Annotated in this window: 12 protein-coding genes; 8 read left to right on the top strand and 4 right to left on the bottom strand. The window is 72.7% G+C overall.

Annotated features, from left to right (window positions below):
* Nucleotides 1–86: 86 nt before the first annotated feature.
* Together hemQ and hemG are read right to left on the bottom strand one after the other, a co-directional pair.
* The gene (gene hemQ / locus AB0K02_RS21140; protein WP_365994012.1) at nucleotides 87–800 is read right to left on the bottom strand and encodes a hydrogen peroxide-dependent heme synthase; all 714 of its coding nucleotides are present in this window, start codon (nucleotides 798–800) and stop codon (nucleotides 87–89) included.
* A gap of 4 nt (nucleotides 801–804) precedes the next feature.
* A complete protein-coding gene (hemG, locus tag AB0K02_RS21145; RefSeq protein WP_365994013.1) occupies nucleotides 805–2,232 on the bottom strand; it encodes a protoporphyrinogen oxidase in 1,428 nt (475 codons plus the stop codon).
* A gap of 141 nt (nucleotides 2,233–2,373) precedes the next feature.
* Here hemG and AB0K02_RS21150 point away from each other — a divergent pair, with 141 nt between their 5' ends.
* The gene (locus tag AB0K02_RS21150; RefSeq protein ID WP_365994014.1) at nucleotides 2,374–3,309 is read left to right on the top strand and encodes a DUF4349 domain-containing protein; all 936 of its coding nucleotides are present in this window, start codon (nucleotides 2,374–2,376) and stop codon (nucleotides 3,307–3,309) included.
* A 28-nt stretch (nucleotides 3,310–3,337) separates the two neighbouring features.
* Nucleotides 3,338–4,714 (top strand): FAD-dependent oxidoreductase, encoded by a 1,377-nt coding sequence (locus tag AB0K02_RS21155; RefSeq protein WP_365994015.1) that lies wholly within the window; start codon nucleotides 3,338–3,340, stop codon nucleotides 4,712–4,714.
* 172 nt (nucleotides 4,715–4,886) lie between these two features.
* On the opposite strand, the gene hemE is transcribed toward AB0K02_RS21155, so the two are convergent.
* On the bottom strand, nucleotides 4,887–5,894 hold the full coding sequence (gene hemE, locus AB0K02_RS21160) for a uroporphyrinogen decarboxylase (protein WP_365994057.1): 1,008 nt from the start codon (nucleotides 5,892–5,894) through the stop codon (nucleotides 4,887–4,889).
* Nucleotides 5,895–6,082: 188 nt separating this feature from the next.
* On the opposite strand from hemE, the gene AB0K02_RS21165 reads away from it, so the two are divergent.
* The 5 genes from AB0K02_RS21165 (at nucleotide 6,083) to AB0K02_RS21185 (ending at nucleotide 13,162) form a co-directional block, all read left to right on the top strand.
* Nucleotides 6,083–6,754, top strand: coding sequence for a DUF3000 domain-containing protein (locus tag AB0K02_RS21165; RefSeq protein WP_365994016.1), 672 nt, complete (start codon nucleotides 6,083–6,085; stop codon nucleotides 6,752–6,754).
* A 264-nt stretch (nucleotides 6,755–7,018) separates the two neighbouring features.
* Nucleotides 7,019–7,681, top strand: a complete 663-nt coding sequence (locus tag AB0K02_RS21170; protein ID WP_365994017.1) for a response regulator transcription factor — start codon at nucleotides 7,019–7,021, stop codon at nucleotides 7,679–7,681.
* Between the two features lie 79 nt (nucleotides 7,682–7,760).
* Nucleotides 7,761–9,047, top strand: a complete 1,287-nt coding sequence (locus tag AB0K02_RS21175) for a ribonuclease D (protein ID WP_365994018.1) — start codon at nucleotides 7,761–7,763, stop codon at nucleotides 9,045–9,047.
* 762 nt (nucleotides 9,048–9,809) lie between these two features.
* Nucleotides 9,810–11,036, top strand: a complete 1,227-nt coding sequence (locus AB0K02_RS21180; RefSeq protein ID WP_365994019.1) for an acetyl-CoA C-acyltransferase — start codon at nucleotides 9,810–9,812, stop codon at nucleotides 11,034–11,036.
* Complete coding sequence (locus AB0K02_RS21185) at nucleotides 11,033–13,162, top strand: 3-hydroxyacyl-CoA dehydrogenase NAD-binding domain-containing protein (RefSeq protein ID WP_365994020.1); 2,130 nt, start codon at nucleotides 11,033–11,035, stop codon at nucleotides 13,160–13,162. Before AB0K02_RS21180 ends, AB0K02_RS21185 begins: the two co-directional genes overlap by 4 nt.
* A gap of 225 nt (nucleotides 13,163–13,387) precedes the next feature.
* Here the strand turns inward: AB0K02_RS21185 and AB0K02_RS21190 are convergent, their stop codons facing one another.
* Nucleotides 13,388–14,479: a hypothetical protein gene (locus tag AB0K02_RS21190; RefSeq protein WP_365994021.1), complete on the bottom strand. Its 1,092-nt coding sequence runs from the start codon at nucleotides 14,477–14,479 to the stop codon at nucleotides 13,388–13,390.
* A gap of 105 nt (nucleotides 14,480–14,584) precedes the next feature.
* Between AB0K02_RS21190 and AB0K02_RS21195 the strand changes: the two genes are divergently transcribed.
* Nucleotides 14,585–14,968: an NTP pyrophosphohydrolase gene (locus tag AB0K02_RS21195; RefSeq protein ID WP_365994022.1), complete on the top strand. Its 384-nt coding sequence runs from the start codon at nucleotides 14,585–14,587 to the stop codon at nucleotides 14,966–14,968.
* The last annotated feature ends 50 nt before the right edge of the window (nucleotides 14,969–15,018 follow it).

Here is a 15,018-nt window from a genome sequence, read left to right on the forward strand (position 1 = left end):
GGCGACCGGGCCGTCGAGCCCGGTCGTGGACGGCTGGGTTTCCGCCGGGAACGCGGAGAAACCTTCGCCGTCGGGATTCCGCGGGGCTACGCGAGCCCCGCCACCAGATCCGCCACGCTCTTGCGGCGGCCCGTGAAGAACGGGACCTCCTCGCGCACGTGCATACGCGCCTCGGACGCGCGCAGGTGGCGCATCAGGTCGACGATCCGGTACAGCTCGTCCGCCTCGAAGGCCAGGATCCACTCGTAGTCGCCGAGCGAGAACGACGCGACCGTGTTGGCGCGCACGTCCGGGTAGCCGCGGGCCATCTTGCCGTGGTCGGCGAGCATCCGGCGGCGGTCCTCGTCGGGCAGCAGGTACCAGTCGTAGGAGCGCACGAAGGGGTACACCGAGACGTAGTTGCGGGGCGTCTCGTCGGCCAGGAAGGCCGGGATGTGCGACTTGTTGAACTCGGCGGGGCGGTGCAGCGCCATGTTCGACCAGACCGGCTCGAGTGCGCGGCCGAGACGGGTGCGCCGGAAGCGGTTGTACGCGTCCTGGAGCTCGTCCGCGGTCTCCGCGTGCCACCAGATCATCACGTCGGCGTCGGCGCGCAGCCCGGAGACGTCGTAGGTGCCGCGCACGGTGACGTCCTTGGCGGCGAGCTGGTCGAACAGCTCCTGGACCTCGTCGGCGTAGCCGGTACGGTCCTCCGGCAGGACGTCGCGCAGCTTGAAGACGGACCACAGCGTGTACCGGATGACCTCGTTGAGGTCCTTGGCCTTCTTGCCTGCGTTCGGGATCTTTTCGGGCGCACTCATACGGCTATTGTCCCGCGTCCCGATCAGTGCCCCGCGCCAGGGTCGGCGTGGCGAGAATCTCGTCCGCCGCGCGCTGTCCGCTGCCGATGCATGCGGGGATGCCGACGCCGTCGTACGCCGCTCCGCAGACCCGCAGGCCGGGCAGCTTCGCGACCGCGTCGCGGACGCGGGCGACCCGGGCGAGATGCCCGACGGGGTACTGGGGCAGACCGCCGGTCCACCGGGTGACCTCGGAGGCCACGGGCGCGGCCGTGAGGCCGATCGCCTCGGCGAGGTCGGTCAGGGAGACGCCGACCAGCTCGGAGTCCTCGCGTTCCAGTGCCTGCTCCTCGCCGTAGCGGCCGACGGAGGTGCGCAGGACGAACAGGTCGCCCGCCCCCTCGGCCACCCAGCTCCACTTGTTGGAGGAGAAGGTGGACGCCTTGATCGCCCGGCCGTCCACGGGCGGGACGAGGAAGCCGCTGCCGGGCGGCGGCGAGCCGAGGTCGGCCCGCCTGAAGGCGAGGGTGACCAGGGCCATGGAGGCATACTCGACGCGGCCGAGTTCGGCGGCCGCGGCCGGGGACTCGGCGGCCAGCAGCGCGGACGCGGACCAGGCAGGGGTGGCGAGGACGACGGCGTCGGCGGTCAGCGGCTCGCGGTCGGTGCGGATCCGCCAGCCGGAGCCGGTGCGGGTCAGCCCGAGCACGGCGGTGGAGGTGCGGATGTCGCCGCCGCCGTCGCGCACGGACGCGGCGACGGCGGCGGGCAGGGTGCCCATCCCGCCGTCGAGGCCCATGAAGACGGGCCCCGCGCCCTGCTGCGCCGCTCCCCTGGCCTGGACCTCGCGTACGCCGTCGAGGAGCGTGGCGTGGCGGCGCAGGGCGTCGAAGAGGCCGGGAACCGCGGCGCGCATCGAGATGCGGTAGGCGTCGCCCGCGTACACCCCGCCGAGCAGCGGCTCGACGAGCCGGTCGACGACCTCGTGGCCGATGCGCTCGGCCACGTACGCGCCGATGGCGACGTCGTCGCCGACGTCGACGGGCGGCAGGTCCTTCTCGCGCCCGATGCGGTCGATCCCCTCGGGCGAGATCAGGCCGGCCAGTGCCTCCTGGGTGCCGGGGACGCCCATGACGTGGCCCTTGGGCATGGGACGCAGGGCGCCGCGGGTCCAGACCGCGGCGGTCGCGACGGCGGGCGGCTGGAGCCGGTCCCCGAGACCGACCGCACGGGCCAGGTCGGTGCCCTCGACGCGGCGAGCGAGCATCGATTCGGCGCCGAGGTCCACCGGGACTCCCGCGATCTCGCCGCCCTGGAGCTTGCCGCCGAGTCGGTCGGAGGCTTCGACGAGGGTGACGCGCACCCCGGCGTCGACCAGGCGGTGAGCGGCGGCCAGACCGGCGATGCCGCCCCCGATGACGACGACATGACGCGCCGCTGTGTCCACGTTCATGAGGCAACTCTCTCAAACGCCGGCACGACCCCCGTAACGAGTCCTGACCGTGACCGGTTCGGGATCGGATACGGGCAACCGGTCACCAGGGGTGAGCCGTCGAACCGGCAACCGCTCACCATTTCAACCCTGGGGGGTCTCATGGGTGCACGACGAACGCTCGCGGTCCTGTTGCTCACCGCGTCGCTCGGCCTCGTCGGCTGCGGCGCGAACGATTCCGCGTCCGGCGACGCCAAACCGGCCGCGCACGACGGCGGCAAGGGGGCCGCCGGATCCGGCTACGCGGCGGACGAGTCCGCCGAGAAGCCCGCGGAGGGGGCGGGCCGGGAGGGGACGACAAAGCCCTCGGCGCCGACCGCGGCGCACGTCATCCGCACCGCCGAACTCGACGTGGAGGTGAAGGACGCGGTCAAGGCACTCGCGAACGCGCGCGCGGTGGCGGAGCGGGCGGGCGGCCGGGTGGAGGACGAGACCACCGAACGCGTCGACGACACCCACGTGACGTCCCGTGTCGTCCTGCGCGTACCGCAGGAGCGGTACGGCCCGGTCCTCGCGGAGCTCGCGGGTGCCGGAAAGCTGCTCTCCCGCAAGGCCGACGCGAAGGACGTCACCGACCAGGTGGTGGACGTGGAGAGCCGTATCGCGACGCAGCGGGCGAGTGTGGCGCGGGTGCGGGAGCTGATGGAGCGGGCGACGAACCTGTCCGACGTGGTCACGCTGGAGGGGCAGCTGAGCAGCCGTCAGGCGGAGCTGGAGTCCCTGTTGGCACGGCAGGCCTCGCTGAAGGACCGGACGACGCTGGCGACGATCACGCTGACGCTGACCGAGGCGGAGGCGGCGGTCGCGCAGGAGGACGACGACCCCGGGTTCCTGGAGGCGCTCGGCGGCGGCTGGGACGCGCTCGTGGCGACGCTTCGGTGGATCACGGTGGTGATCGGTGCGGTGGCGCCGTTCGCCGCGCTGCTGGGCCTGCTGTACGCGGTGTGGCGGTGGCTGGTGCGGCCTCGGCTGCGGTCGAAGGCGCGCCCTGCGGTGCGGGGGGCGGAGGTGACATCTCCTTCCGGGGCCCGGGACTGAACGGACCCTGCGTCGTAGCGTGTTCCCCATGACAACGGAGCGACTGGTGGTCGTGGGGGGCGATGCGGCGGGCATGTCCGCCGCATCGCAGGCACGCAGGATGAAGGGCCCGGACGAGCTGGAGATCGTGGCGTTCGAGCGCGGGCACTTCAGCTCGTTCTCGGCCTGCGGCATCCCGTACTGGGTGAGCGGGGACGTCTCCGAGCGGGACGAACTGATCGCCCGTTCGCCCGAGGAGCACCGTGCCCGCGGCATCGATCTGCGCATGCGCACCGAGGTGACGGAGATCGACACGGCGGGCGGACGCGTCCGCGCCCGCGACCTGGAGACGGGCGAGGAGGCGTGGACCGGCTACGACAAGCTGGTCGTCGCGACCGGCGCCCGCCCGGTGCGGCCCCCGCTGCCCGGCATCGACGCGGCCGGCGTGCACGGGGTGCAGACGCTCGACGACGGCCAGGCGCTCCTGGACACGCTGACGCGTACGAAGGGCCGGCGCGCGGTGGTGGTGGGCGCCGGATACATCGGTGTGGAGATGGCGGAGGCGCTGCTCAAGCGCGGCTACGAGGTGACCGTGGTGACGCGCGGCCGGCAGCCGATGGCCACGCTGGATCCGGACATGGGCGCCTTGGTGCACCGGGCGCTGGACGGTCTTGGCGTCATCACGGTGACCGGTTCGGCCGTCACCAAGATCCTCGCGGGTGAGGACGGCCGGGTCCGTGCGGTGGCGACCGACGAGGCGGAGTACCCGGCGGACGTGGTGGTCCTGGGCATAGGGGTCGAACCGGAGACGGCCCTGGCCCGTGCCGCGGGCCTGCCGCTGGGCCGGTACGGAGGCCTGCTGACGGACCTGTCGATGCGGGTGCGCGGTCACGAGAACATCTGGGCGGGCGGTGACTGCGTCGAGGTGCTGGACCTGGTCTCGGGCCGCGAACGCCATGTCGCGCTGGGCACCCACGCGAACAAGCACGGCCAGGTCATCGGCGCGAACGCGGGCGGCGGATACGGCACGTTCCCCGGCGTGGTGGGCACCGCGGTGAGCAAGGTCTGCGAGCTGGAGATCGCCCGGACGGGTCTGCGGGAGAAGGACGCGCGGGAGGTCGGCCTGCAGTACGTGACGTCGACGATCGAGTCGACGAGCCGCGCGGGCTACTACCCGGACGCGGCCCCGATGACGGTCAAGATGCTCGCCGAACGCCGCACGGGCCGGCTGCTGGGGGTTCAGATCGTGGGCCGCGAGGGCGCGGCGAAGCGCGTGGACATCGCGGCCGTGGCACTGACCGCGGGGATGACGGTGGAGCAGATGACGGCTCTGGACCTGGGATACGCGCCGCCGTTCTCGCCGGTGTGGGACCCGGTCCTGGTGGCCGCGCGCAAGGCGACGGCGGCGGTGCGGGCGGGCGGGTAGACGCCCGGGCGGGGGCCGCGCCGCCGGCGCGGCCGGCCGGGTGGACGCAGGGCGGCGGCTTCTGCCGGGTGAGCTCCGGCGACCTCGCCGCCGGCCGCTCGGCGGTCCTGGGGCAGGAACCGCTCGCCGCCGGGCCCGGCCCGGCGGCGAGCGGTGTGTCAGGGCGCGAGGCTCAGCGCGCGGTCGTCTCGTGGATGTCGGCCACCAGACGCGTCAGCGTGTCGGGGTCCGTCGTGGGCAGCACCCCGTGCCCGAGGTTGAACACGTGGCCCTCCAGACCCGCGGCCGCCTCCAGGACCTCACGGGTCTTCGCGCGCACCGCCTCCGGGGAGGAGAACAGCACGGCCGGGTCCAGGTTGCCCTGGAGCGCCTTGCCGGGACCGACCCGGCGGGCGGCCTCGTCGAGCGGGACGCGCCAGTCGACGCCGACCACGTCCGCGCCCGCCTCGCCCATCAGGCCCAGCAGCTCGCCGGTGCCCACACCGAAGTGGATGCGCGGGACGCCGTACGGGGCGACCGCCTCGAAGACCTTCGCCGACGCCGGCATCACCGAGCGCCGGTAGTCCGCCGGGGCCAGCGCGCCCACCCAGGAGTCGAAGAGCTGGACGGCGGACGCCCCGGCCTCGATCTGGACCTTCAGGAAGGCGGAGGTGATGTCCGCGAGCCGGTCGAGCAGGTCGGCCCACAGCTGCGGGTCGCCGTACATCAGGGCCTTGGTGTGCTCGTGGTTGCGGGACGGCCCGCCCTCCACCAGATAGCTCGCCAGGGTGAACGGCGCGCCCGCGAAGCCGATCAGCGGTGTCGCGCCGAGCTCCTCGGTGAGCATCCCGATCGCCTCGGTGACGTAGGCGACGTCGTCGGGCGTCAGATCGCGCAGCCGTTCCAGATCGGCGCGCCTCCGGATCGGCTCGGCCACGACCGGGCCGACGCCCGGCTTGATGTCGAGGTCGACCCCGACGGCCTTCAGCGGCACCACGATGTCGCTGAAGAAGATCGCCGCGTCGACCTTGTGCCGCCGTACCGGCTGCAGCGTGATCTCGGTGACGAGCTCGGGCCGCATGCACGACTCGAGCATCGGGATGCCTTCGCGCACCTTCAGGTACTCGGGGAGCGAGCGCCCGGCCTGCCGCATGAACCAGACCGGCGTGTGCGGCACGGGTTCGCGCCTGCACGCCTTCAGGAAGGCGGAGTCGTACGTCTTCGTCGGCTGGCCCTGGGACGGGGCGTCCCCGGTTCGGGCGGAGCCTCGAGCCTGGGGAAGGTCATTGGCGCTCACGACCAGAATCTTCGCACGTGAGCCGGAAGTGGCCGCCCCGGGCAGGGTGTCCTTCCCTGCGCGATGGCCTCGTTCCGCCTACTCTTCCCCGCATGGCTGCGGCTCAGGGACATTTTTCCGATCATTCCAACGGCGTCGACGCGGCGGAAGGCACGGAGCAGGGAGGGGTGCCGCGCGCTTTCCGCCAGGCGGTCGAGGGCTTGCGGTCCGCCCGGCTGCGGGCGGAGATCGAGATCGATCCGACCCGGCCGCCGCAGAAGCTCGCCCCGCACGCCTACGCCCTGGAAGCCGCGGTCGTCGACGGCGAGGACGATCTCGCGGACGGCCGGCTCGTCCTGCTCCATGAGCCCGCGGGCCACGAGGCCTGGCAGGGCACGTTCCGCCTCGTCACATTGGTGCGGGCCGAGCTGGAACCGGAGATGGCCGCCGACCCGCTGCTGCCCGAGGTCTGCTGGTCCTGGCTGACGGGCGCGCTGGAGGCCCGCGGGCTGGCGTACGGGGAGCCGAGCGGCACCGTCACCCGCGCGGGGTCTCACTATTTCGGTGGACTCGCCGACCGCCGTCCCGCGACGCAGATCGAGATCCGTGCGTCGTGGACTCCGCGGGAGGGGGCGGGGGGCGTCCCGGACACCGCCACGCACCTCGCGGCCTGGTGTGATCTCCTCTGCCAGGTCGCCGGACTGCCCCCGTCCCCGGCCGGTGCCGCGGACGGCACGACGGGTGTGGTGAGCCTTCCGCAGCGGCGCGGACCGCAGCAGCCCTGAGGGGCGGAACGGCTCGCCTCCGGGACACTGGCGCGGGCCGTGTCACGGCCCTGCCCCACTCGTACAGGGGCAGGCGCACGCCCACTGCTCGCTCGTAGGATGATCGATCGCCTGTCCGAATTGCCCCGATAATTACTCACCAAATCGTGATCATTCTCTAAAGGCGGGCGGGTTTGATGCCGAAGAGGTCAATGACCTAACTGCACGGTTCGCCCCGGCTTATCCCCCGAGCCGGCTCCGTCCCGCACCTTTCCAGGAGGCCTGGTGTCCGTTCTTCTCGAGCAGCCCGCAAGCCTGGTCGCCTACCGCCCCAACAAGCCGACGGCCATGGTCGTCGTGGCCGACCCGCGCGTCCGTTCCACCGTCACCCGCCACCTGTGGGCGCTCGGGGTCCGTGACGTGATCGAGGCGTCGTCCATCGCGGAGGCCCGTCCCCGCGTCGGCAACCCCCGCGACATCTGCGTTGCCGACGTCCACCTGCCCGACGGTTCCGGGCTGACCCTCCTGTCCGAGACGCGTGCCGCGGGCTGGCCGAACGGCCTCGCGCTGTCCGCCGCCGACGACATCGGCGCCGTGCGCAACGCCCTCGCCGGGGGCGTCAAGGGCTACGTCGTCACCGGTACGCGCACCAACATCGGACACCCCGCCCGGCCCGGCGCCGCTCCCCTCGGCTCCGCGGCCGGCCGCATGCACCGCCGCCCCCCGGGTGCCCCGAGCCACCCGGGCGGCTACCGCGAGCTGTCCGGACGCGAGGTCGAGGTGCTGCGCCTGGTGGCGGAGGGCCAGTCGAACAAGGCGATCGGCGTCTCGATGGGCCTGTCCGCACTGACCGTCAAGAGCCACCTCGCCCGTATCGCACGCAAGCTGGGCACGGGAGACAGGGCCGGAATGGTGGCGGTGGCCCTGCGGACCGGCATCATCCACTGACACACTTGACACATCTTCCGCGCTCGTCGACGGAACGTTCCGTCGACGGGCGCGTTCCGTTCACAGATACCCTTGACACGTGACCGACGCCCAAGAGACCGCAGCGCAGACATCACTGCGAACCACCGGGGGCGCCCCCCCGGACGACGGCGTACCCTCCGACGGGCTGCCGATCCCCCTGCTGGAGCCCCGTGACGGCATCCCGCCGGTGGTCGCCGACGACGACGCGCTCGCCGAGGTGATCGCGGCCTTCGCCGCGGGCACCGGCCCCGTGGCCGTCGACGCGGAACGCGCCTCCGGCTACCGCTACGGCCAGCGCGCCTACCTCGTGCAGCTGCGCCGCGAAGGCGCGGGCACCGCGCTCGTCGACCCGGTGGGCTGCCCCGATCTGTCCGGGCTCGGCGAGGCTCTCGCCGACGCCGAATGGATCCTGCACGCCGCCACCCAGGATCTGCCCTGCCTGCGCGAAATAGGCATGGTGCCGACGCGGCTGTTCGACACCGAGCTGGCCGGCCGCCTCGCCGGTTTCCCGCGCGTCGGGCTCGGCGCGATGGTGGAGGGCGTCCTCGGCTACGCGCTGGAGAAGGGCCACTCCGCGGTCGACTGGTCCACCCGCCCGCTGCCCGAGCCGTGGCTGCGTTACGCCGCGCTCGACGTGGAGCTGCTGGTCGACCTGCGCGACGCGCTGGAGAAGGAGCTGGAGCGCCAGGGGAAGCTGGAGTGGGCGGTCCAGGAGTTCGCCGCGATCGCCGCGGCCCCGCCGGCGCCACCGCGGAAGGACCCGTGGCGGCGGACGTCGGGCATGCACAAGGTACGAAGGCGCCGTCAGATGGCGGCCGTACGGGAGCTGTGGACGGCCCGCGACAAGGTCGCGCAGCGGCGTGACGTCTCGCCCGGCAAGGTGCTCGGCGACGCGGCGATCGTGGAGGCGGCGCTCGCGCTGCCGGCGAACGTGCACGCCCTGACGGCGCTGCCCGGTTTCGGGCACCGGATGGGACGGCGTCAGCTGGAGCAGTGGCAGGCGGCCGTCGACCGGGCGAAGGCCCTGCCCGACTCCGAGCTCCCGCAGCCCGGCCAGCCCGTGGCGGGCCCCCCGCCGCCCCGCGCCTGGGCCGACAAGGACCCCGCGGCGGCGGCCCGCCTGTCGGCCGCCCGCACGGCGGTGTCGGCGCTGGCCGAGGAACTGAACGTGCCCCAGGAGAACCTGATCACCCCGGACACGGTGCGCAGGGTCTGCTGGGAACCGCCGTCGCCGGTCACGCCGGACTCGGTGGCCCAGATGCTGGACTCGCTGGGCGCGAGGCAGTGGCAGATCGCCCTGGTGGCCCCGCTGCTGTCGGCTGCGCTGGTCGCAGGACCGGCGTAACGCCACGCGGCGAGGTGCCGTGGGCGGCTGATGCTCCGCGACCTCGTTGCCCGACCGGGGGCCGTGCGCGCGCTCACCGCGACGAGCCCCGCGCCCGGAGCCCGCGATCTCCCTCCCGCCGTTCGGCGGCCGGGCGCCGCAGCCTCCGCGTTCCGTCGGGGCGGGCCTCGTTGCCGCCCCAGCGGGGCACCCCGCCCTCTGGCCGGCCCGGCCGAGCGAGGTGCCGTGGATGGCGGATGCGCCCGCCGGGGCGGGGCCCCGTTGCCGCGACGAGCCCCGTGCCCAGGGCCCGCCATCTCCCTCCCGCCGTTCGGCGGCCGGGCGGCGTTCCCGTCGGGGCGGGCGACATCGTCGCGCCCGGCACCGCACCACCGCCGCGTGCCCGCTCACCGCGACGAGCCTGTCGCCGGCGTTCGGCGGCCAACGGCGCCCCCCACGCAGCCACTGCCATCGCCTCTGCACCCGCTCGGGCCCCGAGGGACTCGGCACAGACCGGCGTCGGCGCTGCGGCACGGTGTCCGTCCCCCGTCCGGGCGACATCTCCTCGGTCTCGCCTCGCGGCCGCCCGACAGCCCCCGCCCGTCCCCTCCGGGCGAGCGCTGCCGAGACCCCCCGAACACCACCCTGACGTGTGACCTTCACCGCCCCGCCCCTCAGGGGACTGGGCAGCCTGGTTACCCGCAAGTAGCATGGAGGAAGCAAGCGCACGCTCAGGCGTGTGCGCCGCAGCAGTGCAACCCCGCACCCTGGAGGAGAGCCATCGTGCCTCGTACCGTCAGGGACGTCGTCTTCGTCGACGGCGTCCGCACCCCGTTCGGCAAGGCGGGCCCGAAGGGCATCTACCACGAGACCCGCGCCGACGATCTCGTCGTGAAGGCCATCCGGGAGCTGCTGCGGCGCAACCCGGCCCTCGACCCGAAGAAGATCGACGAAGTCGCCATCGCCGCGACCACGCAGATCGGTGACCAGGGCCTGACCCTCGGCCGCACCGCCGGCATCCTCGCCGGTCTGCCCCAGTCCGTGCCGGGCTACTCCATCGACCGCATGTGCGCCGGCGCGCTCACCGCCGTGACCAGCGTCGCCGGCTCCATCGCCTTCGGTGCGTACGACGCCGTCATCGCCGGCGGCGTCGAGCACATGGGGCGTCACCCCATGGGCGAGGGTGTCGACCCCAACCCGCGCTTCGTCAGCGAGAAGCTCGTCGACGAGTCGGCCCTCTTCATGGGCATGACCGCGGAGAACCTGCACGACCGCTACCCGCACATCACCAAGCAGCGCGCCGACGAGTACGCCGTGCGTTCGCAGGAGAAGGCGGCCAAGGCGTACGCCGACGGCAAGATCCAGCAGGACCTGGTGCCGATCTCGGTCCGCCGTACCAACCCCGAGGCCGGCGAGACCGGCTGGGGCCTGGTCACCGCCGACGAGCCGATGCGCCCGGGAACGACCCTGGAGAGCCTGGCCGGTCTGAAGACGCCGTTCCGCGTCCACGGCCGCGTCACCGCCGGCAACGCCGCGGGCCTCAACGACGGCGCCACCGCGTCGATCATCGCCTCCGAGGACTTCGCCCGCGAGAACAACCTCCCGGTCAAGATGCGCCTCGTCTCGTACGCCTTCGCCGGCGTCGAGCCGGAGGTCATGGGCTACGGCCCGATCCCGGCGACCGAGAAGGCCCTCGCCAAGGCGGGCCTGACGATCGAGGACATCAACCTCTTCGAGATCAACGAGGCGTTCGCCGTCCAGGTCCTGGCCTTCCTGGACCACTACGGCATCGCCGACGACGACGCGCGCGTCAACCAGTACGGCGGCGCCATCGCCTTCGGTCACCCGCTGGCCTCCTCCGGCGTGCGTCTGATGACGCAGCTCGCGCGGCAGTTCGAGGAGCAGCCGGAGGTCCGTTACGGACTCACCACCATGTGCGTCGGCTTCGGCATGGGCGCCACGGTCATCTGGGAGAACCCGCACCACAAGGACGCCGGAGGCGACAAGTGAGCACCACCGCTGAACTCCTCAAGGGCGCGGCCGAGCTCTTCCCCGACGAGGTCGTGACGCAGGCGCACGTGCGCCACCTCGACCTCCCCTCGGGCGCCGGGCGCTTCGCGCTCATCACGCTGGACAACGGCCTGGACCACACCAAGCCGACCACCTTCGGACCGCAGTCGCTCGCCAACCTCAACGCGGCGATCGACCAGGTCGAGAAGGAGGCCGCCGAGGGCAAGATCGTCGGCGTCGGCCTCACCGGCAAGCCGTTCATCTTCGCCGTCGGCGCCGACCTCAAGGGCGTCGAGCTGCTCAAGCAGCACTCGGACGCGCTCGCCATCGGCAAGGGCGGCCACGACGTCTTCAAGCGCCTCGCGGGCCTCGCCGTTCCGACCTTCGCGTACTACAACGGCGCGGCCATGGGCGGCGGTGTCGAGGTCGGTCTGCACTGCACCTACCGCACCGTCTCCAAGGCGATCCCGGCGTTCTCGCTGCCCGAGGTCTTCCTCGGTCTCGTCCCGGGCTGGGGCGGCTGCACGATCCTGCCGAACCTGATCGGCGCGGACCGCGCGGTCTCGGTCATCATCGAGAACTCGCTCAACCAGAACAAGCAGCTGAAGGGCGCGCAGGTCTTCGAACTCGGCATCGCCGACGCGATCTTCGAGGGCGCCGACTTCCTGGAGCAGTCCCTGCTGTGGACCGCCAAGGTCCTCACCGGTGAGATCGCGGTCGAGCGCGCCGACGTCGACCGCGGCGAGGGCTGGGACCAGGCCGTCGCCCGTGGCCGCTTCATCGCGGACTCCAAGGTGCACGGCGCCGCTCCCGCCGCCTACCGCGCCCTCGACATCATCGAGGCCGCCAAGGACGGCGACCTGCAGAAGGGCTTCGACGCCGAGGACACCGCGCTCGCCGACCTGATCATGGGTGGCGAACTGCGCTCCGGCATCTACGCCTTCAACCTGGTCCAGAAGCGCGGCAAGCGCCCGGCCGGCGCCCCCGACAAGAGCCTGGCCCGCCCGGTCACCAAGGTCGGCGTCGTCGGCGCCGGTCTGATGGCCTCTCAGCTGGCGCTGCTGTTCCTGCGCCGCCTGGAGGTGCCGGTCGTACTGACCGACATCGACCAGGAGCGCGTCGACAAGGGCGTGGGCTACGTCCACGCCGAGATCGACAGGCTGCTCGGCAAGGGCCGCATCAACCAGGACAAGGCCAACCGCCTCAAGGCCCTGGTGACCGGCGTGCTCGACAAGGCCGCGGGCTTCGCGGACGCGGACTTCGTCATCGAGGCCGTGTTCGAGGAGATGTCCGTCAAGCAGAAGGTGTTCGCGGAGGTCGAGGCGGTCGCCCCGGCGCACGCGATCCTCGCCACCAACACCTCCTCGCTGTCGGTGAGCGAGATGGCCTCCAAGCTCAAGCACCCGGAGCGCGTGGTCGGCTTCCACTTCTTCAACCCGGTCGCGGTCCTGCCGCTGCTCGAGATCGTCCGCGGCGAGAAGACGGACGACGCGTCGCTCGCCACCGCGTTCGGTGTCGCGAAGAAGCTGAAGAAGACCGCGGTCCTCACCAAGGACGCCCCGGCGTTCGTCGTGAACCGCATCCTGACCCGCTTCATGGGCGAGATCCAGAACGTCATCGACGAGGGCACCCCGGTCGCCGTCGCCGAGAAGGCCGTCGAGCCGCTCGGTCTGCCGATGTCGCCGCTGGTCCTGCTGGAGCTCGTCGGCCCGGCCATCGGTCTGCACGTCTCCGAGACCCTCAACCGGTCCTTCCCGGACCGCTTCAAGGTCTCCCCCAACCTGAAGGCGGTCGTCGAGGCCGGCAAGCGCGGCTTCTACGTCTACGACTCGGGGAAGCCGGAGCTGGACCCGGAGGTCGCCGCCCTCCTGAAGCAGGGCGACACCGTCCTGACCGAGGAGCAGGTGCGTGCCCGCGTCCTGGACGCGGTGGCGCAGGAGATCGGCCTGATGCTGGACGAGGGTGTCGTGGCCGAGGCCCAGGACATCGACCTGTGCCTGATCACGGGTGCCGGCTGGCCCTTCCACCTGGGCGGCATCACGCCGTACCTGGACCGCGAGGGCGTCTCGGAGCGCGTGAACGGCAAGCGGTTCCTGGCGCCGGGCGTGGCCAGCGTCCCCGCGTAAGCACCGCAGTCACGGCGAACGGGCCGTACGGGAGAGATCCCGTACGGCCCGTTCCCCGTGTACGGCCCGTTCCGCGTGTACGGCCCGTTCCGCGTGTACGACCCGTTCCGCGTGTACGACCCGTTCCGCGTGTACGACCCGTTCCGCGTGCCGCCTGGTCGGTGCGCAGTGGCGGGGCACCGACCAGGCGGCACGCGCGTCATCCGGCCCGTCGCTGCCGCCCGTTCACACCAGCGGCTTCCAGCGGCCCAGCGCGAATCCGCCGGCCGCCGTCTTCTGGCGCGTGGCCATCGGCACGCCGTCGCCGGTGAGCGCCATGGCGATCAGCCCGCCGTCACCGTGCTCCTGCAGCGCCAGCGGCATCGGGCCGTCCGTGCCGGTGGCGGCAACGATCGAGGTAGGGGTCCACCAGGCACCCGCTTCCTCGTTCTCCGCCGGGTAGGCCGCGAACGCGACCTCGCCCCCCTCGCCAGTCTCCTGGGCGAGGACCGTGCAGGCGTAACCCTCGATCATCGCCGGCGCGAGGTGGAGCGGACCCGGACCGGCCGCCTTCATCAGCGGCCGGGGCTGCGGATCCCGCCGCGGGGCCCAGACCTGGACCACCCCCTCGTCGTCGACGAAGAACAGGGAGACGGAACCGGACGCGGTGGCCAGTGCCGAGAGCGTCCCGGGGACGGCACGCGTGTCCAACCGGTCCGCCAGGGCGAAGGGAGCGCCCGGCTTCTCCTGGGTGTAGTGCGTGATCGCCTTCTGGCTGGGCACGAAGAGCTCGACGAGCCCCGCGCCGTCGACGGCCGCCGCCAAGGACTCCTGGACTCCGAAGCCGCCGAGGTCCTGCCAGCGCCCCCAGCCGCCGCGCGGCCCCTGGCTCCGGCAGCTGACGCCGGAGCCGCCGTTGCGCAGTCCGACGCAGAGGCGGCCCTCGCCGTCGACGACGGCCACCGGGTTGCCGGTCCACTGCGGATCCTTGTTGGGGTGCCCGATCACATCCCAGCCCAGCAGGGGACGCCCGGTCTGGAACTGCACCGCGTGCACCAGCTCCAGACCGTGGCCGGAGCCGACCGGGCGCATGCCCACCAGGTGGATGTAACCGTCCGCCCCCTGGGCGACGGCGAGCCGGGGCAGCAGTCCGGGTGCGGGCAGCAGATCGGGGCCGGTCCAGCCCGCTCCCCTCTGCGTCCAGCGCAGTACCCCGCCCTCCGTGGGCGCGAAGGCGGTGAGCAGTCCGTCCCTGCCCCGGGTCAGCCAGTTGCCCGAGAGTCGTCCGGGGCCGGTGCCCTGCGGGTCCGGGAGCGTCGTCGCACGCACAGCAGTCATGGCAGGTCCAGTGCGTCCAAACCGATCGGTACCGAGTCGTTCATACGGCGGTCATTGTCTCAGCCCGGTTCCGGGCGCTGCACGCGGCCCTGGGATGCTGGTCCCGTGGACACAGTCGTGATCGTGGACGGCGCCAATGTCGTCGGCTCGGTCCCGGACCGGTGGTGGCACGACCGCCACGGCGCCGCCGTACGGCTGCGGGACTCGCTGGCGTCTCCCGGCGGGCAGTCGGCGGCGACAGGTCCCGTGGAGATCGTTCTCGTCGTCGAAGGGGCCGCGCGGAGCGTCGCCCCGGTGCCCGGGGTGCGGGTGGAGGCGGCGTCCGGAAGCGGCGACGACCTGATCACCGAGCTGGCCGCGGCGGCCATGGGCGCCGGGCGGCCCTGTGTCGTGGTCACCGCCGACCGGCAGTTGCGGGAGCGGGTGACGCGGTACGGGGCGCGGTGCGCCGGTCCGCGCTCGGTGCGCCGGCGCATGGACACCGTCTGACGCGGACACGGTGGGGCACGACAGGCGCCCGGGCCCTGCGCACGGGGCGA

Origin of the sequence: Streptomyces sp. NPDC049597 (assembly GCF_040675505.1) — a bacterium.
GTDB lineage: Bacteria > Actinomycetota > Actinomycetes > Streptomycetales > Streptomycetaceae > Streptomyces.